The sequence below is a fragment of the Enterobacter sp. CFEC122 genome (assembly GCF_052983755.1).
In genome coordinates this window covers 111,832-136,819 of record NZ_JBRIQR010000003.1, presented here as the reverse complement: position 1 = coordinate 136,819, position 24,988 = coordinate 111,832, and the positions used below count along the sequence as shown (strand labels likewise).

The window sequence follows — 24,988 nt, the reverse complement described above, 5'->3', positions numbered from 1 at the left end:
CAAAGGGGCCTTAGCCCCTTTGTCATGTCATGGCTTACAGCTGAGTAAACTTGCCAATCCACGGGCTGTTGTTTTCCGCTGACCATAGCTGAACAAGCAGCTCTCTGAATTTTTCCGCCGCCGGGCTGAGAGGGTTTTCCCGGCGTTGTACTAGCCCCAGCGTTCGCCGGATGACGGGTTCAATCAGCGGGCGACTAACAAGGACATGATGTTCATCGGTCGGCATCGCCAGACTCGGCACAACAGACACCCCGAGACCCGCCTCTACCATCCCCAGTGACGTTGACAGGTGACGCACTTCGTAAAACCAGTTCGGCTTCCAGTCCATCTTTTCAAAAGCCTGATCGATAAGCGAACGGTTCCCGCTGGAACGCCTGACTCCAATCAGCTTCATGCCTGCCAGATCGTCCCAGGTCACCAGCGGTTTTTTCGCCAGTTCATTGTCGCGGCGGCATGCCAGAACAAAGGGTTCGTTTACCAGCGGGGCAAAATCGATATTCGGATGTGTGATGTTTATCATATTTATGCCGAAATCTGCGTCGCCATTTAAAACCGCTTCGAGACAATCGCTGGCACTGTGCTCAAGGATGCGGATCCGGATGTTTGGATAGTCATTGTTATAATCTCGTATCACTGAAGGCAGAAAATAGAAGGCGGCAGTAGGGATACAGGAAACCGTAATAACCCCGGCCTGATGCGTCGCCATCTCTTTAATACTCAGGACTGAGCTTTCATAAAAATCGATTAAATTCTTTGCCTTAGGTAAAAATTCTCTTCCCACCGTCGTGAGCTTGACGCTGCGCGTTGAACGCTCAAATAGCGTGGTACCCAGACTTTCTTCCAGTTTTTGAATTCTTCGTGTTAACGCCGGTTGTGAAATATGAAGAAATTGCGACGCTTTTGTAAAACATCCGATTTCTGCAATTTTTACAAACGCTTGTATTCCCTGTAATTCATGTTGCATGTCTGCATCCCATTTTCGCTTTTCTTAAACCACGATAACGCAAGGGCTATTAATGTGCAAAACGTATTAATCCCGCTTTTTTTGACATTAGAGTTATCAACTGGAGTGTGAAAACCTTATTGCGTTCCTGATAAAACGAAATGAGAAAAACACATGTTAAAGATCCCTTGCGTATTAATGCGTGGCGGTACGTCAAAAGGCCCCGTTATTTTGGCCAGCGACCTGCCTGAGGAAACCGAAGCGCGCGACGCGGTGTTACTCAGCTTGATGGGCGCAGGTCATGAACTTGAAATTGATGGCATTGGCGGTGGAAGCCCGCAAACCAGTAAGGTGGCCATCGTCAGTCCTTCCGACAGCCCGGACGCTGATGTGGATTATTTATTCGCACAGGTGATGGTGAATGAACGTCGCGTCGATACCACGCCAAACTGCGGCAATATGCTCTGCGCGGTGGGGCCCTTTGCGATAGAAAAAGGGCTGGTGAAGGCGCAAAGCCCGGTGACAACGGTGCGTATCCGCAATCTGAACACCGGAACACTGGTCGACGCCGAGGTGCAAACGCCGGATTATCGCGTTGTGTATGAAGGCGATACCCAGATTGACGGAGTTCCGGGTACTGCCGCGCCCATTGGTTTAACCTTCCTGAATTCAGCGGGTTCCAAAACAGGAAAATTGCTTCCGACCGACAGCGTTACAAACGTATTCGACGGTATTGACGTTACCTGTATTGATATGGCGATGCCGATGGTATTGATTGAGGCCTCGGCACTGGGGAAAACAGGAGGGGAGTCACCCGCGGAACTGGATGCCGATGCGGCGTTTAAAGCAAGGCTGGAGAGCCTGCGTCGTCAGGCGGGTGAGGCGATGGGCTTAGGGGATGTGTCAAACAAAGTGATCCCTAAACCGGTTCTCCTCAGCCGGGCGCGCAACGGCGGAACGCTTCAGGTGCGGTATTTCATGCCACACACCTGCCATAAATCCCTGGCCATTACCGGCTCGATTGGTATTTCGACCGCGACGCTTATAGAAGGCTCCGTCGCCGCTAAAATTGTCGCTGGTCGTCCAAAAGAGCGCTTTACCAATATTATTGATATTGAACACCCAAGTGGAAAAATATCCGTGTCATTGTTGAGGGACGGGAACAATATCGAAAATACCCGAGCTGCGGTAATTCGTACTTCCCGTAAGCTATTTGAAGGTGTCGTCTGCGTACCTGAAAAAATGCTCTCTGAAGTTGATTAGGTAAAAGCCAAACTAAGAAACATACCTGTCTTAAACAATTACATTCTGTACCTTAACTATAATACTGAGGTTATTATGGCGTTCACGCATGCTAACAATACCCTGAAAGCGCCCGATCCTGTAAAAGCCAGCGCGCATATTCGCGTAATTCTGGCACTCGCATTATCCGGGCTTGCAGAACTTGCTTCTCTGTTTTTTATTCAGCCACTGCTTCCAACGCTGGCCGTGGAATATAATGTTCCGGTCAGTCAGGTGAGTATTATCTTATCCGCAGAAACGGCCTTGCTGGCAATTGGGTTGCTGTTTACCGGGACGTTATCCGATCATTATGGCAGGAAGCGGTTAATTATCGTCTCCCTCCTGCTGGGCGGCATTCTGACGCTGCTCTGCCCGCTGGTGGAATCCTGGGCGATGCTGGTGGCGCTGCGTGCGGTGATTGGTCTGGCGCTGAGCGGCATCGCGGCGGCAGCAACCGCCTACATCAGTGAGGAGGTCGCACCGGTGGCAGCTGGCATCGTGACGGGCTATTTTGTCTTCGGTAACTCGATGGGCGGCATGTCCGGCCGTATTGTTGCCAGCCAGCTGATCGACCACGTTTCCATTAATGTCATCTTTTACGGCTTTGCCGTCAGCCTGATTGCGGTTGCTATTTTGGTGAAATTCCTGCTGCCAGATTCCAAAAATTTTACCCCTACCCAGAACCTGGACGTGATGCGAATGGTGAAAGGGGCAGCATCGCATTTCAAAAATAAAAATCTGGCGCTGGCGTTTGTCATCAGCTTTATTATCTTCGGCGCATTTACCTCACTGTATAACTATCTGGCCTTCTTCCTGAAAGGTGAACCGTTCCATATTTCACCGGCAAATGCAGGCCTGCTCTCCTTTAGCTTCGCCCTGAGTTTCTTTACGGCACCGCAGGCAGGCCGCTTATCGGCAAAATATGGCGCAATGAAAGTCCTGCGCGTGTTGTTCCTGATCATGGCGTTCGGCATGCTGCTGACGCTCACGTCGAACGTTGTCACCTTTATTGTTGGCGCAGTGATTTTTACCGGCTGTTTCTTCGGCTGCCATTCTATCGGCTTAAGCTGGGTCAGTAAAAATGCCACGCATGCAAGAGGTCAGGCCGTCGCGCTCTATTTATTCTTCTACTACATGGGCGGTTCGGTGATTGGTTTTATCAACGGTTTTGTCTTCCATTCAATGGGCTGGCAGGGAATGACCGGATTTATTCTGGCATTACTTGGCGTTGGCGTAGTCGTGGCTACGTATCTGGCATCTGGTAATAAGCAGGTTCTGGTTCCAGCGCGGTCAGCTGAGTAAGTAGCATGACAATGTGTTCACGCTTCGGTGCGTGAACACAGAATGAGCACGTATATTAATCAGGTATTATTATGAAACTAGCAAGTTATATTCATCAGGGCCGTAAAAGCTACGGAATGTATACTGAGTCGGGCTTTATCGACCTGGGTAATAAAATTGGCCATCAATATGCAACCCTGAAAGATCTCCTTCAATGGGATGCGATTGATGTCGCCAGACAATATATCGATTGCCCGGTGGATATTAGGCCTGAAGACGTGACCTTTTTGCCCGTTATAGAAGCGCCCGGAAAGATTTTCTGCGTGGGGATGAATTACGCTGAAAAAAGAAAAGAGTTTGCTGAGACGAATAATGCCCCCACGCTGTTTATCCGTTTTCCTGATTCGCAAACTGGGCATGCTCAGCCGGTGATAAAACCGGTTCTCTCCAGCGAGTTCGATTATGAAGGCGAGCTGGCCGTAATTATCGGTAAACCCGGTAGCCAAATTGACGTCAAAAACGCGCTCAGCCACGTCGCGGGATACAGCTGCTACATGGACGGCTCCGTGCGCGACTGGCAGCACGCCTGGTTCACCGCCGGTAAAAACTGGACGCAAACCGGCGCCTTCGGCCCCTACATGACCACGGCGGACGAGATCCCCGATCCTCACGCCCTGACCATTCACACCTGGCTGAACGGCATGCTGGTTCAGGATGACTCCACAGGCAGCATGATCCACAAAGTGGCGGATCTTATCGCCTACATCAGTACGTTCACCTCTCTCAGCGCCGGCGACGTCATTATTACCGGTTCGCCAGGCGGCGTCGGCAAAAAGCGCAATCCACCTCTGTTTCTGCACGACGGCGATCGCGTTGAAGTGGAGATCGAAAATGTTGGCCGGCTGGTCAATACCATTGTGGAAGCCCAGCCGCAGCCACAAGCGTTAGCTGTCTAAACGCTCAGGAGAGAGAAGATGTACACCGCCAGAACACCCGAGTTTGAGGTTATTAACGCCGGTAACGCCCAGTCCCGGGAAGAGGTTGTCCGCTTCCTGGCCCGCAACGGTTTAGGTATTGATGACGATATTGCGCAATTTATTGTTGCCCGCTATCAGCGCCATCTTGTCGCCTGCACCGGCATTGCGGGTAACACGTTGAAGTGCATCGCAGTGGATGCCGGGTGGCGGGGCACGTCGTTAATCCTGACGTTAATCCATGAGGCCGAACTTCAGGCGGCACAGAACGGTGAACATCAACTCTTTCTCTTTACCTGTCCGGATAACGTGAAGTCATTTCGCGGATGCGGGTTTTATCCGCTGGTGACGGTCGAGAACCGTGCGTCATTAATGGAGAATACGCCGGTGGGTATTCATCGTTATTGCAGCCAGCTGCGCCGCCATCATTTCGTGCCGGGGAAAAATATTGGCGCGATTGTGATGAACGCCAATCCGTTCACCCTCGGCCACCAATATCTTATCGAGCATGCGGCGAGCCGGTGCGACGCGTTACATGTTTTCGTGGTCCAGGAAGATGTCTCGGCATTTTCGTTTAAAGAACGGTTCGCGATGGTCAGGGACGGATCGCAGCACCTGCCGAATGTCACCGTTCATCCGGGGTCGGCGTATATTATTTCGCGCGGGACATTCCCGAGCTATTTCCTGAAAGATAAGCAGGTCATCGATAAAACCTACGCGGCAATTGACCTCATGCTGTTCAGAAATTACATCGCCCCCGCGTTGAATATTAACCATCGTTTCGTGGGTACCGAGCCGTTCTGTCCTTTAACCGCCGAATATAACCGGGCGATGCACCGCTGGTTGGAAGAAGAGACGAGCACAGCGGCCCGTATTAGCGTACACGAAATAGAAAGAAGAACGGACGGTAATAATGTGCCGGTATCGGCTTCAGCCGTTCGTCGTTTATTAAAAGAAAACAACATCGCTGCCGCCAGCCGCATGGTGCCTGCCACCACGCGCGCGTTTCTGAATAACGGAATACAGCATCAGCCCTGTTTATCCGAGCCGCTGACGGCAGCGGTTTAAGTGCATTATCACAGGAAAATGAATATGAAAATTGTGCAAGCCGCGATGGCGGGAACGCTGGAGTCCAGCGACCTCATGGTTAAGGTCAGCCCCGATGAGAGCGGGCTGGACGTGGTCATCCAGAGCGAAGTGTATAAGCAATTCGGCGACCGAATTGCAGAGGTAGTCTATGAAACCCTGGCTGCGTTCAACATCGAACAGGGGCAGATCATTATTGATGATAAAGGCGCGCTGGACTGCGTGATCCGCGCCCGCGTGCAGGCTGCACTGCTCAGAGGGACAGCCCGGGAAGACATTGCATGGGAAACGTTATAATGAAAAAGTTACGTCGCAGTATGTTATTTATTCCCGGTTCAAGTGCTGCCATGTTGTCGACGGCATTTATCTATAAACCAGACTCCATTATGTTTGACCTGGAAGATGCCGTTGCGCTGAAAGAAAAAGACAGCGCGCGTCTTCTGGTATTTCACGCGCTGCAACACCCGATGTACAACGATATTGAAACCGTTGTCAGAATTAACCCGCTTAATACCCCTTTTGGTTTAAAGGATCTGGAAGCCGCCGTCAGGGCAGGGGTGGATGTTATTCGTCTGCCGAAAACCGACACACCGGAAGATATTTATCAGCTCGAACGTGAAATCGTCCGCATTGAAGAAAGCTGCGGGCGTCCTGTTGGCTCAACGAAATTAATGGCGGCAATCGAATCCGCCGTCGGCGTCATTAATGCCGTTGCCATTGCGAAATCCTCCGACCGTTTAATGGGGATTGCGCTCGCCGCCTTTGACTACGTGATGGATATGCAAACCGAGCGGGGCGACGGAACAGAGCTGTTTTATGCGCGGTGCGCGGTATTACATGCCGCGCGCGGGGCAGGGATCGACGCTTTCGACGTGGTCTACGCCGATGTCAATGACGAGGCCGGTTTCCTGAAAGAAGTGGATCTCATCCGCCGGATGGGCTTCAACGGAAAATCGCTGATTAATCCGCGACAAATTGAAATTCTTCACAACGCCTACGCGCCCACGCAGGAAGAAGTGGATTACGCCCAGCGCGTGATTGCTGCCGCAGAAGAGGGCGAACGCAACGGACTCGGGGTGATCTCGCTGAACGGCAAAATGATCGACGCGCCGATTATCAACCATGCCCGGGTTGTTATCGAACGCAAAAATGCCTCTGGCATTCGTCAGTAATCACCTTTTTTCGCAAGCGACAGGATGAATAATGAAAAATCTCACAGAAACCCTGCACCACATTCCCGGCACGCGTCGTGAATACGTCGCCTTCAGCGGCGCTAACGCGACGACGCCGTATCTTTCTGATACACAGCAAAAATATCAGCGCAAACTTTTTGCCAGCGTGGACGAGGTGCTGGACCGTTGCGATTTGCATGACGGCATGACCGTCTCCTTCCATCACGCGTTCCGCGAAGGCGACAAGGTGATCAACTATGTGATGGATAAGCTGGCTCAGCGCGGTCTGAAAGGGATCACGCTCGCGTCCAGCTCGTTAATGTCGTGCAATGCCCCGCTTATTGAACATATTCGCAGTGGCGTGATTGGCAAAATCTACACCTCCGGCATGCGTGGCGAGCTGGCGGATGCGATTTCACACGGGCTGATGGATGAGCCGGTACAGATCCACTCCCACGGCGGGCGGGTGAACCTGATTCAGAAGGGTGAAATTGCCATTGATGTCGCCTTTCTGGCGGTGTCCTGCAGCGATGAATATGGCAATGCCAGCGGCAACGGCGGCACATCGCAGTGCGGCTCGCTCGGTTACGCTATGGTCGACGCGCAATATGCCAAAAAGGTGGTCTTGCTCACCGAAACCCTGAAGCCGTTCCCCAACCTGCCGGCCAGTATCGTTCAGGACCGGGTTGACTATGTGGTGCAGATTGAGAGCGTCGGCGACCCGGCAAAAATCAGCGTCGGCGCCGCCAGGGTCACCAGCAATCCACGTGAGCTGATGATTGCCCGTTCTGCCGCCGACGTTATCGAACACTCTGGCTATTTCCGCAACGGCTTTTCCATTCAGACCGGTTCAGGTGCGGCATCCACCGCCTGTACGCGGTTTATGGAAGCCCGGATGCGCAAACACAATATTGTCGCCCGGTTCGCGCTCGGCGGGATCACCGGCAGCATTGTCGATCTGCATCAAAAGGGGCTCATTGAAAAGATCCTCGATACGCAAAGCTTTGACGGTGCTGCGGCCGCTTCCATGACCGTCAATCCTGGCCATGTGGAAATCTCCACCAACGTGTATGCGAACCCGGCTGCAAAAGCCGCCTGCTGCGACAGGGTGGACGTGGTTATCCTCAGCGCGCTGGAGGTGGACACCCGGTTCAACGTCAACGTGCTGACCGGTTCCGACGGGGTGATGCGCGGCGCGTCGGGCGGGCATTGCGACGTCGCCGCGGCGGCAAATCTCACCATCGTGGTTGCCCCGCTGATCCGCAGCCGAATTCCTACCGTTGTCAGGCAGGTCACCACCCTAGTGACGCCGGGCGAAAGCATTGACGTTCTGGTTACCGATCACGGTATTGCCGTTAACCCGGCGCGCCCGGAGGTCCGCGAACGCTTGATTCACGCCGGGCTGCCCGTCGTCGACATTGAGGTGCTGTATCAGAAGGCGTTGCTCATCTCGGGTGAGCCTAAGCCGGTGGCGTTTACCGACCGGATCGTTGGCGTGGTGCGCTACCGCGACGGCAGCGTGATTGATGTGGTTCACCAGGTGAAGGAGTGATCCCCATGACGGATAACGCATCGAACGCCCCTGTTTCGCTGGAACAGGTTCTGACATCAAAAGAGCAGCGCGCACGCCGACAGCAGGCGTGGCTGTTTCAGTCGGATCATACCGTGGTATCCGTCACGCTGGTCTGGCCGGGGGCGGTGAAGGATACCGGTCTGGCCCGACGAGTGATGGCCGTTGCGAATGAGGCGCTCGGAGAGCTATTCCGCACGCATCAGTGGACGGTCTGTCGCCAGCAGACTCTGCAGCCGGTCACCGGGCCGGAAGCGCTCTGGTCGGTGGCGGCCCCGGCCTGGATGATCAAGCACGTCACCGCGCATCTCGAAGATAACCATCCTCTGGGACGCCTGTGGGATATCGACGTGCTGTGTCCGAAAACGGGACTGCTGAAAAGAAGCGCCATCCAGCAACCGATGCGCAGATGCTTTATCTGTCATGAACCTGCTCACGTTTGTTCCCGCATGCGACGTCATTCGCTGGCCGAGCTCACGCGCGTAATCGAGGCGTTAACCGATGACTACTTCGCTTGCCAGATGTAATGCGCCAGACGTTCAGCACCCCTTCGCGGAGCTGGCGGCCGAGGCCCTGTACCGTGAAATTCGCTTGACCCCGAAACCGGGTCTGGTAGATCGCGTCAACAGCGGGGCGCATCGCGATATGAATTACGCGCTGTTTATGGCCAGTATCGCGGCCATTGCCCCGTGGTTCACCGCGTTCTTTAACGTCGGCAGGGAGACGGCCCGTCTTGCCGGGCCGCAAACGCTGCGGGCAATAAGGCCGGTCGGTCTGGCCTGCGAACAGGCGATGTTCAACGCCACCGGCGGGGTGAACACCCATAAAGGCGGCATCTTCTCTCTGGGGCTGTTGTGTGCCGCGGCAGGGCGTCTGACGCAAAGGCAGGAAAGCCTCACGCAGCGCAGCCTGTGCGATGAGAGCAAGGCGATTTGCGCTGGCATCGTTGATCGGGAGCTGAAAAATCGCGGCGTGGCGAAAACGAAGGGCGAGCAGCAGTTCCAGGCATACGGTTTAACCGGTGCCCGAGGGGAAGCTGAAAGCGGTTTTGCCACCGTCCGCCACGCCGGACTACCTCACTTTGAAATGGCACTGCGCCAGGGAGCCTCTGAGGATGACGCGTTACTGAGAATGTTGCTCGGGCTGATGGCGGCGAATCCGGATACCAATCTTGTTTCACGGGGGGGAATAAAAGGGCTGAATTATGCCAGACGCTATTCCAGACGAATTTTAGCGGTGAAACATCTGACGCCGGAGAAACGCGTTAATGCCTTAACCAATATGGACGTTCAGTTTATTCGCCGGAATTTAAGCCCGGGCGGGAGCGCAGATCTTATCGCCGTCGGATGGTTATTGTCGCAGTTTCCGTGCGAATAATCGAAAAGGAAAACGTCATGATTGAACAACGCCTCAAGCAGCTCAGTAGCGTCTATACCGTGGTTCTTGTGCCGGGTCTGAGAGACAGCGATGAACATCACTGGCAAAGCTGCTGGGGCCGACGTTTTCCTTTCTGGAAGCGAATTCAGCAGAAAAACTGGTTCGAGCCCGATATTGAAAACTGGGTCTCCGCCATTACCCGCGAGCTGGCAGCGTGTCAGCTGCCCGCCATCCTCGTCGGCCATAGCTTTGGCGCGCTGGCGTCATGCCGGCTGCTGCAAACGCGGCGGGTAAACGTCGCCGGGGTGGTGATGGTCGCACCGGCAGAGCCCGCGTTTTTCGGACTTGAAGAGGCCATTCAGCCTGCGCCATTACCGGTTCCCTGCCTGATGTTTGCCAGCAGAAACGATCCCCTGATGCGCTTCACCCGCGCGCAGTTCTGGGCTGCCTGTTGGAAGGGGCAGTTAATCGATATCGGCGAGGCCGGACATATTAATGCCGAATCTGGCCACGGTGAATGGCCTTACGGACTCGAACGGCTAACAGAATTTTGTGAACAACTTTAGCTTTAACAGGAGAACCTATGTTAGATGATTACACTCAGCACCGGAAAGCCCGCCAGGAGGCGGGTATTCCGGCGAAACCGTTAACAGCGGAACAGACAGCGGCGCTGATCCAGCGTTTACTTCACGATGCGCCGACACATCACCCGCAATTAATCGATTTATTAACCCACTGCGTCCCACCGGGTGTCGATCCTGCGGCAAAGTTAAAAGCTGAATTTTTATTTAAGGTGGCTTTGCAGGACTACCGTGTTAACGGCCTCTCTCCTGAAGCGGCCACCACGTTGCTGGGTACCATGCAGGGCGGCTATAATGTCCAGCCGTTGATTGCGCTTCTTGATCATCCGGATCTGGCACCGCTGGCCGCACAGCAGCTCTCTTCGACCATCCTCATTTTTGACAAATTCAGCCAGCTTGAAACCAAAGCGATGGCCGGTAACGTCCATGCGAAAGCGGTGCTTCACGCGTGGGCGAATGCCGAATGGTTTACCCGCCGCCCGGCGATGGCTGAAAAAATCACCCTGAAGGTGTTTAAGGTGCCCGGTGAGACCAATACTGACGATTTGTCTCCGGCGCCGGAAGCGTGGTCACGGCCGGATATTCCACTGCATGCGCTCTCCATGCTCAGTAACGCCCGGGAAGGGGTTGAGCCGGATGAGCCCGGCGCGCGCGGGCCGCTGCGCCAGCTGGCAGAATTAAAAGCGGCTGGCTGGCCGCTGGTCTATGTTGGTGACGTTGTGGGAACGGGATCGTCACGTAAATCCGCCACCAACTCCATTTTATGGCACATCGGGAACGATATTCCTTTCGTGCCGAATAAACGCAACGGCGGGTTTGTGTTTGGCGGCAAGATTGCCCCCATTTTCTTTAATACGCTCGAAGATTCCGGTGCCTTGCCGGTAGAGATGGATGTCTCCACGCTGACGACCGGGATGCTGATCGATCTTTATCCCTGGAAAGGCGAAATTCGTGAGACCGAAAGCCAGCGTCTGGTGACGACCTTTACGCTTAAAACCGAGGTGCTGCTGGATGAAGTGCGTGCCGGCGGGCGGATCCCGTTGATTATCGGACGCAGCCTGACGGCGAAAGCGCGGGAATCGCTGAAGCTCGCGCCTTCAGATGTCTTCCGTAAGCCTGCGGCGCCTGCGCCTTCCACCGCCGGTTTTACGCTGGCCCAGAAGATGGTTGGTAAAGCCTGCGGCGTCGCGGGGATCCGTCCCGGGCAGTATTGCGAGCCAAAGATTTCGACAGTCGGTTCACAGGATACCACCGGCGGGATGACGCGTGATGAGCTGACCGATCTGGCGTGCCTGACGTTTTCAGCCGATCTGGTGATGCAGTCTTTTTGCCACACCTCTGCGTATCCAAAGCCGGTGGATGTTCGGCTGCATGAAACGCTGCCGCAGTTTATCACCCGTCGTAACGGGGTCGCGCTGAAACCGGGGGACGGCATTATCCACTCCTGGCTTAACCGCATGCTGCTGCCGGATACGGTGGGCACCGGTGCCGACTCCCATACCCGCTTCCCGCTGGGGATCTCCTTCCCGGGCGGCTCCGGACTGGTGGCGTTCGCCGCGGCAACGGGCATTATGCCGCTGGATATGCCGGAATCGGTGCTGGTTCGCTTTACGGGCGAGATGCAGAAAGGGATCACCCTGCGCGACCTGGTTCACGCCATTCCGCTCTACGCCAGAAAGCAGGGCCTGTTGACGGTCGAGAAAAAGAATAAGCGCAATATTTTCTCGGGCCGGATCCTTGAAATTGAAGGGCTGGAAACACTGAGTGCAGAGCAGGCGTTTGAGCTGGCTGACGCCTCCGCTGAACGGTCTGCTGCCGCTTGCGTGATGCGCCTGTCGGAGGACAAGGTCGCACAATACCTGCGTTCCAACGCGGCCCTGCTGCGCTGGATGGTTAAGCAGGGATATGAGAACGCCGACACGCTTGAACGACGCATCGCTGAAATCGAGGCGTGGCTGGCTAACCCGTCGCTGCTTTCGGCCGATCCTGATGCGGAATATGCCGCAGTCATTGAGATTGATCTCAATGAAATCACCGAACCGGTGGTCTGCGCGCCAAACGATCCGGATGATGCTCGCTTACTTTCTGAGGTGGCCAACACGCCGATAGAGGAGGTCTTTATTGGCTCCTGCATGACCAACATCGGTCATTTCCGCGCTGCGGGTGAAATCCTGGCCGATGCCGGTGAAAGCCAGGCGCGGCTGTGGATCGCGCCTCCGACCAAAATGGATGCCCGGCAGCTTTCCCGTGAGGGCTATTTTAGCCAGTTTATAAAGTCGGGGGCGCGAATCGAGCCCGCGGGCTGCTCCCTCTGCATGGGGAACCAGGCGAGGGTGCGCGAAGGGAGCCACGTGGTATCGACGTCAACCCGAAATTTCCCGCATCGTCTGGGAACGAATGCCAGCGTTTTCCTTGCCTCGGCAGAATTAAGCAGCGTCGCGGCCATCCTGGGTAAAATGCCCACCGTTGACGAGTATTTTCGCTATACCGATAAACTTCACGGCGCGCATGAAAATATCTATCGTTATCTCAGTTTTGACACCCTGACCGAATATCAAATCACAGAAGGTGATAATATTCCGGTTGTTAGCGTGTAGTTTTTTATTATTTATTTAGCAAATGTATTTATCCGGCAGAGGCGTCTCTCAGGAGAATCCTCTGCCATTCAGGGACCCTTTTTCTCATGGGTGAGACATGCTTAAATCCAATGTTTTAAAAACAATCTTACTTGCCGTAATAATATTATTATCAATATTTATTCCTCCGCCTGATGGATTAACCAAAGAGGCGTGGATACTGGCAGGAATATATTTATCCGCTATCGTTGGCCTGGTCATTAAACCTTATCCCGAACCCGTCATCATGCTCGTCGCGGTCGCGTTAACCTGTTTTACCGTGACAAAATTCCCGGATTCACCCGTCAAATCAATGGATGTGCTGAGCGGATACGCTTCCGGCACCACCTGGCTGGTGTTCAGCGCCTTTACGCTTAGCGCGGCGTTTGTCACCACCGGTCTGGGGAAACGGCTTGCCTACTGGTTTATCCTGAAATTTGGCAGCACGACGCTGAGGCTGGGCTATGTAACCGCCTTGCTGGATTTGGTTCTGGCACCTGCCACTCCCTCAAATACCGCGCGGGCAGGTGGGGTGGTTTTCCCTATTATTAACAGTATCGCGACCGTATTGGGGTCAACACCACAAGAGTCACCGCGCAAGGCCGGACGTTATTTAATGGTCAATGTCTATATGGTCACTAAAACGACCAGCTATATGTTTTTAACGGGCTTTGCCGGGAACGCGTTAGCGCTTCAGCTCATTTCAGATATTTTCCATATTCATATTAGCTGGATCGGCTGGATGCTGGCGGGCGCCCCGCTGGGGTTATTGATGCTGTGTATCATTCCCTATATTTGCTACCGGGTTGCTTCCCCGGAAATTAAACATATTGATAATGTCGCAATTGCGACCAACGGTCTGCAAAGCCTCGGGGCAATGAGCATCAAAGAGAAAGGGCTGGTGGTGATTTTTATCGCCGCGTTACTCGGTTGGATCTTCTCTCGTCACCTTGGGCTAAATGAATCCGCCGTCGCCATTATCGCGATGGGGGCAGCGCTGCTGTTTAATATTATCGGCTGGAGCGATGTTCAAAAAAATAAGGGCGGCTGGAATACCCTGATGTGGTACGGGGGCATCATCGGTCTGAGCGCCACCCTGAGCAAGGAGGGCTTTTTCCGCTGGCTGGCTGATTTCCTCTCTGCTCATCTGGATTTTCTCAGCGCCGGTAATATGACCATCGTGATTATCGTGTTTCTCAGCGTCCTGGTTCGCTATTTCTTTGCCTCCGGCGGGGCATACGTCGCGGCCATGGTGCCGGTGTTTGCCACCGTAGGTCTCGTCACCGGAACGGCGCCCGTCCTGCTGGCGCTTGCCATTCTGTTTTCCAACTCGTATGGCGGCTGTATCACGCACTATGGCGGCGCGGCAGGACCCATTATCTTCGCCTCGGGGTATAACGATATTAAGTCATGGTGGACGATTGGCACCGTCGTGGCGCTATGCACGTTTCTGATCCACATGTTCCTCGGCATTCCGTGGTGGGGTTTCCTGATGCAGCACGGTATGCTGCAGTATTAATCGCCCGGTGGCGTCTACACCTGACCGGGCCTACGTGCGTGTGAACGTAGGTCGGGTAAGGCGTAGCCGCCACCCGACAAATCAACGGCGCGATCTCACCACCTGATACCGCCGCGTAAAGTACTCAAACGGCGCGCTCCACACGTGCACCAGGCGGGTGAAGGGGAAGATGAGGAAGATCGTCATCCCCAGCACCAGATGCACGCGGAAGATCGGCGCCACGCCGCTCAGCATTTCTGATGAACCGCCCTTAAACGTCACGATCCCCTGCGCCCAGCCAACCAGCTTCATCATCTCGCTTCCGTCAGGATATTGCGCGGAGAAAGGAATGGTCGATAGCCCCAGAATGCACTGTATCAGCAGGATACTCATAATGATGATATCCGGTGTGGTGGAGGTGGCACGCACCCGCTGGTTGAACAAGCGGCGAATCAGCAGCATCGACCCGCCGATCAGCGTCAGCACGCCGCAAATTCCGCCCGCAATCATGGCCAGCTGCTGCTTAACCGCGACGGGTAAAAACCAGGCGTACATCCAGTGCGGGGTTAACATGCCGAACAGGTGCCCGAAGAAGATCCCCAGAATCCCGATATGAAACAGGTTAGAGGCCCAGTTCATCCCGCGTTTGCTGAGCATCTGGCTTGACGAGGCGCGCCAGGTGTACTGCCCATAGTCGTAGCGCAACCAGCTACCGAGGAAAAACACGGTGGCGCAGATGTACGGATAAATGTCATAGAAAAACACGTTCAGGTAGTGTGTCATTTTGGGCCTCCGGCGCTGACGTCCACGTACTGCGGCGCGACGTCCTGGCTAAAGCGTCGTTGATATTGCTGCATCGGCGAGCTGTCGCACGATGTGGCGTTGTCTTCGATAAACTTCACCTGTTCCTCTTCCCACACGGCGTCCAGCGCCTGACGGGTATCATCCCGTTTTTCACCGGACACCTGTTTCGCCACGCTGTCGCTGGAAAGCCGCGTTCCCGCCAGCGCCAGCAGGGCGTCAAACAGCTGATAGTGCGCCACGCCGCGCTGCTTCAGGCGGCCGCCGATCAGCGCCAGGATCGGTGCGACGTTTTGCAGTCCTTCACGCGCTTCGTCATCGGATACGATGCTCAGGTATTCCAGGTAGAGCGGCAGGTAGTCCGGCAGCTCGCGGCAGTCCAGCTCAAGACCCGCTTTCTCATACTGGCTCATCAGGTCGACCATCGCCTGGCCGCGATCGCGGGACTCGGCGTGAACGTGCTCGAACAGCAGCAGGGACGTTGCGCGACCGCGCTCAAACACCTCACACCATTCGGCCTGTTTATCCAGCAGCGGGGCGCTCAGGTGCTGGCGGGCAAACGGCAGCATCATGGGCGCGTCCTGCGCAATTAACGAAAGCGCCTCAGAGCGGTTTTCCCACAGCAGCTCATCGGGATACTCGATCAGCAGCGCGATGATTTTGAGGATCTGCATTACTCTCCCTCCCCGTGTTCGCGCACCTCGGTGATGTTGATCGCGTCGATGCGGCTGCTGTTGAAGAGGTTGAATTTCGTATCGGAGCCGTGGCAGCCGTCGCCGAAGGTGAAGCCGCAGCCGTTTTTCTCCGGGAAGGCGTCGCGCGCCATTTCGCGGTGGCTGGTCGGGATCACGAAGCGGTCTTCGTAGTTGGCAATCGCCAGATAGCGGTACATCTCCTCAACCTGCGCTTCGGTCAGGCCGACCTCTTCAATGGCGCGGGTATCGGTCACGCCTTCCACGGTCTGGGAACGCTTGTAGTGACGCATTGCCATCATGCGCTTCAGGGCGCGCAGCACCGGGCCGGTATCGCCCGCGCTGAGCATGTTCGCCAGATACTGCACCGGAATGCGCAGGCTTTCGACTGCGGGAAGAACGCCGTCGCTCTGCGGCAGGCCGCCGGCGTCCGCGTAGGACTGAATCGGTGACAGCGGCGGCACGTACCAGACCATCGGCAGGGTGCGGTATTCCGGGTGCAGCGGCAGAGCCAGCTTCCAGTCCATCGCCATTTTGTAGACCGGGGAACGCTGGGCGGCGTCAATCACGTTCTGCGGGATACCCTGCTTCAGCGCTTCCTCAATGACCGCCGGATCGTTCGGGTTGAGGAACACGTCGCACTGGCGCTCGTACAGATCGGTTTCATGCTCGGTGCTGGCCGCCTCTTCAATACGATCTGCGTCATACAGCAGCACCCCGAGATAGCGGATGCGCCCGACGCAGGTTTCCGAGCAGACGGTCGGCTGGCCGGACTCAATGCGCGGGTAGCAGAAGATGCACTTCTCTGACTTGCCGCTCTTCCAGTTGAAGTAGATTTTCTTGTAGGGACAGCCGCTGATGCACAGGCGCCAGCCGCGGCATTTGTCCTGGTCGATCAGCACAATGCCGTCCTCTTCGCGCTTGTAAATCGCGCCGCTCGGGCAGGTGGCGACGCAGCTCGGGTTGAGACAGTGCTCGCACAGGCGCGGCAGGTACATCATGAAGGTGTTTTCGAACTGGCCGTACATCTCCTTCTGGATCTTCTGGAAGTTGCGGTCGCGGGCGCGTTTTTCGAACTCGCCCCCCAGCAGCTCCTCCCAGTTGGGGCCCCAGACGATTTTGTCCATGCGCTTGCCGTCAATCAGCGAGCGCGGGCGGGCGGTAGGGAGGTGATCCCCCTCCGGGGCGCGGTGCAGATCCTGATAGTCAAAGGTGAAGGGTTCGTAATAATCGTCAATCTGCGGCAGGACGGGGTTAGCGAAAATCTTCGACAGCACGCCCATCTTGCCGCCGAGACGCGGCGTCAGCTTGCCGTGAATGCCGCGGATCCAGCCGCCTTGCCACTCCTCCTGATCTTCCCAGTTTTTCGGGTAGCCGATGCCCGGTTTGGTTTCGACGTTGTTAAACCACGCATATTCCATCCCTTCACGCCCGGTCCAGACGTTCTTACAGGTGACCGAGCAGGTGTGGCAGCCGATGCATTTATCGAGATTCAGAACCATGCCAACCTGTGAGCGTATTTTCATTTTTTCGCCTCCTGGACCTGATCCCGACCTTCGCCGTCCAGCCAGTTAATGTTTTTCATTTTGCGGATCATGATGAACTCGTCGCGGTTGGAGCCGACGGTGCCGTAATAGTTAAAGCTGTACGCCAGCTGCGCGTAGCCGCCGATCATATGCGTCGGTTTCGGGCAGACGCGGGTCACCGAGTTGTGGATCCCGCCGCGCCGTCCGGTCACCTCGGAACCCGGAATGTTCAGGATGCGCTCCTGAGCGTGGTACATCATGGTCATGCCCGGCGGCACGCGCTGGCTGACCACCGCGCGGGCGGTGAGGGCGCCGTTGGCGTTGAAGGCCTCGATCCAGTCGTTGTCCTCAATGCCCAGCTCGCGCGCGTCGGTTTCGCTGATCCAGACGATGGGCCCGCCGCGCGACAGGGTCTGCATCAGCAGGTTTTCGCTGTAGGTGGAGTGAATGCCCCATTTCTGGTGCGGCGTCAGGAAATTGAGCGCTTTTTCCGGGAAGCCGTTCGGCGGGATCTCGCGCATATGGGTGACGCTGCGGGTGTCAATCGGTGGACGATAGGCCACCAGACTTTCGCCGAAGGCGCGCATCCAGGGATGATCCTGATACAGCTGCTGGCGGCCAGACAGCGTGCGCCACGGGATCAGCTCGTGAACGTTGGTATAGCCCGCGTTATACGACACGTGCTCGCTCTCCAGGCCGGACCAGGTCGGGCTGGAGATGATTTTACGCGGCTGCGCCTGGATATCGCGGAAGCGGATCTTCTCATCTTCCTTGTTCAGCGCCAGATGGGTGTGATTGCGCCCGGTCAGCTCGCCAAGCGCTTCCCAGGCCTTCACCGCCACCTGGCCGTTGGTTTCCGGCGCAAGGGCGAGGATCACCTCTGAAGCGTCAATGGCAGTTTCAATGCGCGGGCGGCCTTTCGCCGGGCCGTCGAGCTTGACGTAGTTGAGCTTGCCGAGGAAATCGACCTCGCTCTGCGTGTTCCACGATATGCCTTTCCCGCCGTTGCCGAGCTTATCCATCAGCGGGCCGAGAGCGGTGAAGCGTTCGTAAGTTTCCGGGTAGTTCCGCTCGACGACCGCGATGTTCGGCGCCGTTTTACCGGGGATCAAATCGCATTCCCCTTTGCGCCAGTCCTGAATGTCAAACGGCTGCGACAGCTCCGCCGGGGAGTCATGCTGTAGCGGCTGTAACACCACGTCGGTTTCGGTGCCGAGATGCCCGACGCAGACCTCGGAGAAGACGTTGGCGATGCCCTTGTAGATCTCCCAGTCGCTGCGGGACTCCCACGCCGGGTCGACGGCGGCCGAGAGCGGGTGAATAAACGGATGCATGTCCGAGGTATTCATATCGTCTTTTTCATACCAGGTGGCGGTCGGCAGGACGATATCCGAGAACAGGCAGGTGCTGGACATGCGGAAGTCGAGCGTCACCAGCAGGTCGAGCTTGCCCTCAATGGCGGCGGTCTGCCACTCCACTTCCTCAGGCTTCACGTCGTCGGTTGAGCCCAAATCCTCGCCCTGAATCCCGCTCTCGGTGCCGAGCAGGTATTTTAGCATGTACTCGTGGCCTTTCCCGGACGAGCCGAGCAGGTTAGAGCGCCAGACGAACAGGTTGCGCGGGTGGTTCTTGCCGCTGTCCGGCTGCTCGCAGGCGAAGCGGATATCGCCCGATTTTAATGCCTGAACGGTGTACTCCTGCGGCGTGATGCCCGCCGCGTCCGCGCGGGTCTTGATGTGCAGCGGGTTGAGGTTGAGCTGCGGCGCCGACGGCAGCCAGCCCATGCGCTCGGCGCGGACGTTGAAATCAATCAGGTGGCCGGTGAACCTCGAGGCGTCCGCCAGCGGAGAGAGCAGCTCCTGCGCGGTCAGCTTCTCGTAGCGCCACTGGCTGGCGTGGTTGTAGAAGAAGGAGGTGCTGTTCATCTGGCGCGGCGGGCGGTTCCAGTCCAGCGCGAAGGCCAGCGGCAGCCAGCCGGTTTGCGGGCGCAGCTTCTCCTGGCCGACATAGTGCGACCAGCCGCCGCCGCTCTGCCCGACGCAGCCGCAGAAGACCAGCATGTTGATCATCCCGCGGTAGTTCATGTCCATGTGGTACCAGTGGTTCACCCCTGCACCGAGAATGATCATCGACCGGCCGTGGGTTTTGTGCGCCGTGTCGGCAAACTCGCGGGCGATTTTTTCAATCAGCCGGGCGGGCACGCCGGTGATCTGCTCGCCCCAGGCGGGGGTATAGGCTTTGACCTGGTCATAGCTCTCTGCGGCGTTGCTGTCCTCCAGACCGCGATCGAGACCGTAGTTCGCCAGCACCAGATCGTAAACGCTGACCACGCGCTTCTCGCTGCCGTCGGCAAGCGTCAGGGTTTTGCTCGGCACGCGGCGCGTCAGCACCGGATCCTGCTTCACGCTGCGGAAATGCGGGTTCTCGTTGCCGCCAAAGTAGGGGAAGGCGACATCGGCCACGCTGTCGTGGGTAATGAGCAGCGACAGCGTCAGTTCGGTGTCGTGGCCCGCAGCCTGTGGCTCCAGGTTCCATTTGCCTTTTTCTCCCCAGCGAAAGCCGATGGAGCCGTTTGGTACTACCAGATTTCCGGCAATATCAAAGGCGACGGTCTTCCACTCCGGGTTATTGGCTTCCCCCAGCCCGTCGACAAGGTCCGAGGCGCGCAGCATACGTCCCGGCACCACGCGACCGTCTTCCTGCTCGTCCAGCAGCACCAGCATCGGCATGTCGGTGTAGCGGCGGCAGTAGTTAAGGAAGTAGTCGCTTGGGTTATCGAGGTGAAATTCTTTGAGGATCACGTGGCCCATCGCCATGGCGAGGGCGCTGTCGGTGCCCTGTTTGGGGGACAGCCACTGGTCGCTCAGCTTCGCGACTTCCGAGAAGTCCGGCGTGATGGCGACGGTTTTGGTGCCCTTGTAGCGCACCTCGGTGAAGAAATGGGCGTCCGGGGTTCGGGTCTGCGGCACGTTCGAGCCCCAGGCGATGATATAGCTGGAGTTGTACCAGTCGGCGGACTCCGGCACGTCGGTCTGCTCGCCCCAGGTCATCGGCGACGCCGGAGGCAGGTCGCAGTACCAGTCGTAGAAGCTCAGGCAGGTACCGCCCAGCAGGGAAAGATAGCGCGTGCCGGCGGCGTAGGAGACCATCGACATCGCCGGAATAGGGGAAAAACCGGCCACGCGGTCCGGACCATAGTTTTTGATGGTCCAGACGTTGGCGGCGGCAATCAGCTGGTTCAGCTCTTTCCAGTTCGAGCGGATAAACCCGCCTTTACCCCGCGCCTTCCTGTAGCTTTGCGCCTTTTGCGGATCGCTCTGGATGGCGTCCCAGGCCAGCACCGGATCGGTATGCTGCGCCAGCGCCTCGCGCCAGAGCTCAATCAACCTGCGGCGCACCAGCGGGTATTTAAGACGGTTGGCGCTATAGAGATACCACGAGTAGCTTGCGCCACGCGGGCAGCCGCGCGGTTCGTGGTTGGGCAGGTCAGGGCGGGTGCGCGGATAGTCGGTCTGCTGGGTTTCCCAGGTCACGAGGCCGTTTTTAACGTAAATCTTCCAGCTGCAGGAGCCGGTACAGTTCACGCCGTGGGTGGAGCGCACGATCTTGTCGAACTGCCAGCGCTGACGGTAGCCGTCCTCCCAGTCGCGGTTGGTGTTATATACCTGCCCGTGCCCGTTGGCGAAGCTGTCCCCCTTTGTTTTGAAATAACGAAAGCGATCCAACAGTTTGCTCATGACATTTCTCCTGCTTCGGACGTGTAGTTATTCTTGTTTTGCGGATTTGCGGCCATACACCAGCCAGGTAACGAGCACGCAGACGATGTAAAACACGAGGAACACCTTCATGGCGCCGACCGGCGATCCGGTCATCGCCAGCGAGGTGCCAAAGGCTTTGGGAATGAAGAACCCGCCAACGGCGCCGATAGCGGAGATAAAGCCCAGCGCGGCGGCGGTCTCTGTCACCGCTTCGTGCTGCGCCTGCTCGTCCGTGCCGCCCTGTTTTTTGACGCGGTCGAGCGTGATTTGGCGGAAGATAATCGCGATCATCTGGAAGGTCGATCCGCTGCCGAGCCCGGCGGTGAGGAACAGCCCCATAAAGACCAGATAGAACGCGACAAAGCTGCCGGAGCCAGAGCCGGGCAGCGTCAGGAAGATCAGGGCGCTGAAGAGGGCCATAAAAACGAAGTTAATCAGCGTGACCCGCACGCCGCCCAGTTTGTCAGAGATCATCCCGCCCGCCGAACGCGCCAGCGCACCGATTAGAGGGCCAAAGAAGGCGAGGTGCAGAATGTTGACGTCCGGAAACTGGGTTTTTGACAGCATGGCAAAGCCCGCCGAGAAGCCGATAAACGAGCCGAAGGTCGCCAGATAAAGCAGGCTCAGCAGCCAGAGATGAAAGCGCTTCAGCACCGGGAGCTGGCTGGCGATAGAGGCCTTGGAGCTGGCGATATCGTTCATTCCAAAGAAGGCCGCAAGGGTGGCCAGCAGCAGCAGCGGCGCCCATATCCAGGCCGCATTGGCCAGCCACAGGGTGGAACCGTCATCCTGCGGTACGCCCTCCACGCCCAGGAAGGTAAACATCGGCAGGAAGATCACCAGCGGCGCGACCAGCTGCATCACGCTGACGCCCAGGTTGCCGAGCCCGCCGTTAATACCGAGCGCGCTACCCTGTTTTGCCTTGGGGAAGAAGAAGCTGATGTTGCCCATGCTGGAGGCAAAGTTGGCGCCTGCAAAGCCGCAGAGCAGGGCAATCACGATAAAAATCCAGTAAGGCGTCGCGGTGTTCTGAATGGCCATCCCCAGCCAGACGCAGGGAATGATCAGGATGACGGTACTCAATACCGTCCAATATCGTCCGCCAAATATGGGCACCATAAACGAATAGGGGACGCGCAATATCGCGCCGGAGAGAGAAGGTAATGCCGTTAGCATAAAAAGTTGATCGGTGGTGAAATTAAATCCGACTTTATTCAGATTGACGGCAATGGCGCTAAATAACATCCAGACGCAAAACGCTAACAGCAAACAGGCGACAGAAATCCACAGGTTTCTTCGCGCGATATGTTTTCCTTTGTTTTCCCAAAATTGCACATTTTCCGGTTTCCAGTTACTTAACAGATGCGGATTACTCTTCTCACTTTGTTGTGACATATCACCCTCTTGCTCGCCAGAATGAAGAGAAAACAAATGAAAACAGTTAGATAGATGTGAGTGCGCTGGTTGGTTTATTGGATGTTTTTGGATACAACTGAAAGGATAGATAAAAAAGCGAACCCCTGAGATTCGAAAGGAAATATGGGTTCGCTTAATGTGTTACTAATTGTAAAACTCGCGGTAAATAATACTCCGTTGGGAGTATTAACCCAATTCGAGGGAGATAAGTTTATCGAGATGCTTATTAAACGCCGCATCGTCCATTTCGGGCATATTTAAAATCGTGATCCCATCAAGCCCACAAACCAGCCCGATCAATCGCCAGGCAATATTTTCCGCGCGATCGGTAAGCGTAAAGGCGTTGGCCTCCGCCCCGGCGCGGATAATCGCCACGGTCTCCTGATGCCACATCTCCATGGTCAGGGCGTAAGCCGCGTTGATTTCAGGATCCCGGCTGGCGAGAATTTGAGCTTCCCGCCAGAGGCGAATGTAAGGCTCAAGCCCGCCGTCGTCACTGCCGAGCATGCTGTGCAGCCGTTCCCGCCAGCTGGCGTTTTCACCCACCACGTCGGCATCCAGCAGCTCGCGGATCACGCGCACAAAGGCCAGCGATTTTAGCTCGCCGCCGGAGGCGAAGTGGTGGTGGACCTGTCCGGTCGCGACGCCCGCTTCAGCGGCAATTCGCCGTACCGTCATGGCTGCCAGCCCCTCGGCCAGCGCCACGCGCATCGCGGCCTGCAGGATCGCTTCCCGTCTCTCTTCCTTGCTCAAATATTGCATTTTTTCACTACTCTCAATAGGAATGAAACGAGTGTAACAAAAAGCTGGACACGCGTTCAACTTTACGTAGGATCGCAATCTGGACATATGTCCAGGTTTGAGATGAAAAGGAAATTTATGTTTCGTCAGTGGTTAGCGTTAGTGATTATCGTGCTGGTGTATATCCCGGTGGCGATTGACGCGACGGTGCTGCACGTAGCGGCGCCGACATTGAGCATGACGCTGGGCGCCAGCGGCAATGAATTATTGTGGATCATCGATATTTACTCGCTGGTGATGGCGGGAATGGTGCTGCCGATGGGCGCCCTGGGTGACCGCATCGGTTTTAAACGGTTGTTGATGATCGGCAGCACGCTGTTTGGCCTGTCATCGCTGGCGGCAGCGTTTGCCCCCTCAGCAGGGTGGCTGATCGCGGCGCGCGCCTCGCTGGCGATCGGTGCGGCCATGATCATTCCTGCCACTCTGGCGGGGATCCGCACGCTCTTTACCGACGCGAAAGATCGCAACATCGCGCTCGGCGTCTGGGCGGCGGTCGGTTCCGGCGGGGCAGCGTTTGGCCCGCTGATTGGCGGTATGCTGCTCGAGCATTTTTACTGGGGATCGGTGTTTTTGATCAACGTACCGATTGTGCTGGTGGTGGTGTCGCTGGCCGCGCGTTTTGTCCCCCGTCAGCAGGGCCGACCGGAGCAGCCGCTGAATATCAGCCATGCCATCATGCTGATTGTGGCGATTTTGCTGCTGGTCTACAGCGCCAAAACCGCGCTTAAGGGCGCTCTGGCGCCGTGGCTGGTGGCGTGTACCCTGCTGACGGGTGCCGTGATGCTGTTTATTTTTGTGCGCATCCAGCTGCGCGCCCGCGTGCCGATGATCGACATGCGCCTGTTCTGTCACCGCATCATTTTAAGCGGCGTGGTAATGGCGATGACGGCGATGATCGCCCTGGTGGGCTTTGAATTGCTGATGGCGCAGGAACTGCAGTTTGTCCATGGCTTTACGCCGTTCGAGGCGGGCATGTTTATGCTCCCGGTAATGGTGGCCAGCGGGTTCAGCGGACCGATTGCCGGTGTGCTGGTGGGCCGTCTGGGGCTACGCATTGTCGCTGCGGGTGGCATGGGGCTGAGCGCGGTCAGCTTTATCGGCCTGTCGACGCTCGACTTCAGCACGCAGCAGTGGCAGGCGTGGGGGCTGATGGTGCTGCTCGGCTTCAGTGCCGCCAGCGCGCTGCTGGCCTCGACCTCGGCCATTATGGCGGCCGCGCCGAGAGAGAAGGCGGCTGCCGCCGGAGCCATTGAAACCATGTCCTATGAGCTGGGGGCCGGGCTGGGGATCGCCATTTTTGGTCTGCTGTTGACCCGCAGCTTCTCGGCGTCGATTGCGCTGCCGCAGGGGCTGAATGCCTCGCTCGTCGATAAAGCCTCGTCATCGATTGGTGAAGCGATGAAGGTGGCGCAGGAACTGACGCCGTCCCTCGCGGAGCCGGTGATTGAGGCGGCGAAAAGTGCGTTTATTACTTCCCACAGCGTGGCGCTGGGGAGTGCAGGCGGAATGCTGCTGTTGCTGGCAGTGGGGATCTGGTTCAGCCTGGCGAAGGTGCCGAAGGGGTAAAACACGCCCGGTGGCGCTGCGCTTACCGGGCCTACGGGCGCGGTTGTCCG

General features: G+C 56.6%; 20 protein-coding genes. 13 read left to right on the top strand and 7 right to left on the bottom strand.

The genetic code is table 11. From position 1 onward, the window contains the following. Window positions 1-34 precede the first annotated feature (34 nt). Window positions 35-964 (bottom strand): LysR family transcriptional regulator, encoded by a 930-nt coding sequence (locus ACVCAM_RS04005; protein ID WP_025910926.1) that lies wholly within the window; start codon window positions 962-964, stop codon window positions 35-37. Between the two features lie 153 nt (window positions 965-1,117). On the opposite strand from ACVCAM_RS04005, the gene ACVCAM_RS04000 reads away from it, so the two are divergent. The 12 genes from ACVCAM_RS04000 (at window position 1,118) to ACVCAM_RS03945 (ending at window position 14,399) form a co-directional block, all read left to right on the top strand. Then, window positions 1,118-2,206: a 4-oxalomesaconate tautomerase gene (locus ACVCAM_RS04000; protein WP_032667216.1), complete on the top strand. Its 1,089-nt coding sequence runs from the start codon at window positions 1,118-1,120 to the stop codon at window positions 2,204-2,206. 45 nt (window positions 2,207-2,251) lie between these two features. Continuing rightward, on the top strand, window positions 2,252-3,526 hold the full coding sequence (locus tag ACVCAM_RS03995) for an MFS transporter (RefSeq protein WP_407223801.1): 1,275 nt from the start codon (window positions 2,252-2,254) through the stop codon (window positions 3,524-3,526). Between the two features lie 71 nt (window positions 3,527-3,597). Beyond that, on the top strand, window positions 3,598-4,461 hold the full coding sequence (locus ACVCAM_RS03990) for a fumarylacetoacetate hydrolase family protein (RefSeq protein WP_213375243.1): 864 nt from the start codon (window positions 3,598-3,600) through the stop codon (window positions 4,459-4,461). A gap of 18 nt (window positions 4,462-4,479) precedes the next feature. After that, window positions 4,480-5,547: a [citrate (pro-3S)-lyase] ligase gene (gene citC, locus ACVCAM_RS03985; protein ID WP_045410306.1), complete on the top strand. Its 1,068-nt coding sequence runs from the start codon at window positions 4,480-4,482 to the stop codon at window positions 5,545-5,547. Between the two features lie 24 nt (window positions 5,548-5,571). Continuing rightward, entirely contained in the window at window positions 5,572-5,862 is a 291-nt protein-coding gene (gene citD / locus ACVCAM_RS03980; protein WP_407223384.1) for a citrate lyase acyl carrier protein, read from the top strand. Then, entirely contained in the window at window positions 5,862-6,737 is an 876-nt protein-coding gene (citE, locus tag ACVCAM_RS03975) for a citrate (pro-3S)-lyase subunit beta (RefSeq protein ID WP_023616934.1), read from the top strand. Before citD ends, citE begins: the two co-directional genes overlap by 1 nt. A 31-nt stretch (window positions 6,738-6,768) precedes the next feature. Further along, window positions 6,769-8,289 carry a citrate lyase subunit alpha gene (gene citF, locus ACVCAM_RS03970; protein WP_045410302.1) on the top strand — a complete coding sequence of 507 codons (1,521 nt, stop codon included), beginning with the start codon at window positions 6,769-6,771 and terminating at the stop codon, window positions 8,287-8,289. A 5-nt stretch (window positions 8,290-8,294) separates the two neighbouring features. Further along, window positions 8,295-8,834, top strand: coding sequence for a citrate lyase holo-[acyl-carrier protein] synthase (gene citX, locus ACVCAM_RS03965; protein WP_025910942.1), 540 nt, complete (start codon window positions 8,295-8,297; stop codon window positions 8,832-8,834). Continuing rightward, window positions 8,809-9,684: a triphosphoribosyl-dephospho-CoA synthase CitG gene (gene citG / locus ACVCAM_RS03960; RefSeq protein ID WP_407223383.1), complete on the top strand. Its 876-nt coding sequence runs from the start codon at window positions 8,809-8,811 to the stop codon at window positions 9,682-9,684. The genes citX and citG overlap by 26 nt, the downstream gene beginning before the upstream one ends. Window positions 9,685-9,701: 17 nt before the next feature. Beyond that, window positions 9,702-10,250 (top strand): RBBP9/YdeN family alpha/beta hydrolase, encoded by a 549-nt coding sequence (locus tag ACVCAM_RS03955; RefSeq protein ID WP_039025287.1) that lies wholly within the window; start codon window positions 9,702-9,704, stop codon window positions 10,248-10,250. 17 nt (window positions 10,251-10,267) lie between these two features. Further along, entirely contained in the window at window positions 10,268-12,862 is a 2,595-nt protein-coding gene (gene acnB / locus ACVCAM_RS03950) for a bifunctional aconitate hydratase 2/2-methylisocitrate dehydratase (RefSeq protein WP_025910945.1), read from the top strand. A 97-nt stretch (window positions 12,863-12,959) separates the two neighbouring features. Then, window positions 12,960-14,399 (top strand): anion permease, encoded by a 1,440-nt coding sequence (locus ACVCAM_RS03945; RefSeq protein WP_032651969.1) that lies wholly within the window; start codon window positions 12,960-12,962, stop codon window positions 14,397-14,399. Window positions 14,400-14,480: 81 nt separating this feature from the next. Here ACVCAM_RS03945 and narI read toward each other — a convergent pair whose 3' ends face one another. From narI to ACVCAM_RS03915, 6 genes are all read right to left on the bottom strand, one after another. Beyond that, window positions 14,481-15,161, bottom strand: coding sequence for a respiratory nitrate reductase subunit gamma (gene narI, locus ACVCAM_RS03940; RefSeq protein ID WP_014883923.1), 681 nt, complete (start codon window positions 15,159-15,161; stop codon window positions 14,481-14,483). Continuing rightward, window positions 15,158-15,853, bottom strand: coding sequence for a nitrate reductase molybdenum cofactor assembly chaperone (narW, locus tag ACVCAM_RS03935; protein WP_025910954.1), 696 nt, complete (start codon window positions 15,851-15,853; stop codon window positions 15,158-15,160). Before narW ends, narI begins: the two co-directional genes overlap by 4 nt. Next, window positions 15,853-17,397: a nitrate reductase subunit beta gene (narH, locus tag ACVCAM_RS03930; RefSeq protein WP_008501747.1), complete on the bottom strand. Its 1,545-nt coding sequence runs from the start codon at window positions 17,395-17,397 to the stop codon at window positions 15,853-15,855. The genes narW and narH overlap by 1 nt, the downstream gene beginning before the upstream one ends. Then, the gene (locus tag ACVCAM_RS03925) at window positions 17,394-21,134 is read right to left on the bottom strand and encodes a nitrate reductase subunit alpha (protein ID WP_025910956.1); all 3,741 of its coding nucleotides are present in this window, start codon (window positions 21,132-21,134) and stop codon (window positions 17,394-17,396) included. The genes narH and ACVCAM_RS03925 overlap by 4 nt, the downstream gene beginning before the upstream one ends. 27 nt (window positions 21,135-21,161) lie before the next feature. After that, window positions 21,162-22,550, bottom strand: a complete 1,389-nt coding sequence (locus ACVCAM_RS03920; RefSeq protein ID WP_025910957.1) for a NarK family nitrate/nitrite MFS transporter — start codon at window positions 22,548-22,550, stop codon at window positions 21,162-21,164. Window positions 22,551-22,757: 207 nt separating this feature from the next. Further along, window positions 22,758-23,333, bottom strand: a complete 576-nt coding sequence (locus ACVCAM_RS03915; protein WP_021240211.1) for a TetR family transcriptional regulator — start codon at window positions 23,331-23,333, stop codon at window positions 22,758-22,760. A 117-nt stretch (window positions 23,334-23,450) separates the two neighbouring features. On the opposite strand from ACVCAM_RS03915, the gene ACVCAM_RS03910 reads away from it, so the two are divergent. Beyond that, window positions 23,451-24,938, top strand: coding sequence for an MFS transporter (locus ACVCAM_RS03910; RefSeq protein ID WP_025910960.1), 1,488 nt, complete (start codon window positions 23,451-23,453; stop codon window positions 24,936-24,938). Window positions 24,939-24,988: the final 50 nt, after the last annotated feature.

Coding starts and splice junctions, on each gene's coding strand:
- ACVCAM_RS04005 (WP_025910926.1), bottom strand. CDS start 964: ATGCAACATGAATTACAGGGAATACAAGCGTTTGTAAAAATTGCAGAA.
- ACVCAM_RS04000 (WP_032667216.1), top strand. CDS start 1,118: ATGTTAAAGATCCCTTGCGTATTAATGCGTGGCGGTACGTCAAAAGGC.
- ACVCAM_RS03990 (WP_213375243.1), top strand. CDS start 3,598: ATGAAACTAGCAAGTTATATTCATCAGGGCCGTAAAAGCTACGGAATG.
- citC (WP_045410306.1), top strand. CDS start 4,480: ATGTACACCGCCAGAACACCCGAGTTTGAGGTTATTAACGCCGGTAAC.
- citD (WP_407223384.1), top strand. CDS start 5,572: ATGAAAATTGTGCAAGCCGCGATGGCGGGAACGCTGGAGTCCAGCGAC.
- citE (WP_023616934.1), top strand. CDS start 5,862: ATGAAAAAGTTACGTCGCAGTATGTTATTTATTCCCGGTTCAAGTGCT.
- citF (WP_045410302.1), top strand. CDS start 6,769: ATGAAAAATCTCACAGAAACCCTGCACCACATTCCCGGCACGCGTCGT.
- citX (WP_025910942.1), top strand. CDS start 8,295: ATGACGGATAACGCATCGAACGCCCCTGTTTCGCTGGAACAGGTTCTG.
- citG (WP_407223383.1), top strand. CDS start 8,809: ATGACTACTTCGCTTGCCAGATGTAATGCGCCAGACGTTCAGCACCCC.
- ACVCAM_RS03955 (WP_039025287.1), top strand. CDS start 9,702: ATGATTGAACAACGCCTCAAGCAGCTCAGTAGCGTCTATACCGTGGTT.
- acnB (WP_025910945.1), top strand. CDS start 10,268: ATGTTAGATGATTACACTCAGCACCGGAAAGCCCGCCAGGAGGCGGGT.
- ACVCAM_RS03945 (WP_032651969.1), top strand. CDS start 12,960: ATGCTTAAATCCAATGTTTTAAAAACAATCTTACTTGCCGTAATAATA.
- narI (WP_014883923.1), bottom strand. CDS start 15,161: ATGACACACTACCTGAACGTGTTTTTCTATGACATTTATCCGTACATC.
- narW (WP_025910954.1), bottom strand. CDS start 15,853: ATGCAGATCCTCAAAATCATCGCGCTGCTGATCGAGTATCCCGATGAG.
- narH (WP_008501747.1), bottom strand. CDS start 17,397: ATGAAAATACGCTCACAGGTTGGCATGGTTCTGAATCTCGATAAATGC.
- ACVCAM_RS03925 (WP_025910956.1), bottom strand. CDS start 21,134: ATGAGCAAACTGTTGGATCGCTTTCGTTATTTCAAAACAAAGGGGGAC.
- ACVCAM_RS03920 (WP_025910957.1), bottom strand. CDS start 22,550: ATGTCACAACAAAGTGAGAAGAGTAATCCGCATCTGTTAAGTAACTGG.
- ACVCAM_RS03915 (WP_021240211.1), bottom strand. CDS start 23,333: ATGCAATATTTGAGCAAGGAAGAGAGACGGGAAGCGATCCTGCAGGCC.
- ACVCAM_RS03910 (WP_025910960.1), top strand. CDS start 23,451: ATGTTTCGTCAGTGGTTAGCGTTAGTGATTATCGTGCTGGTGTATATC.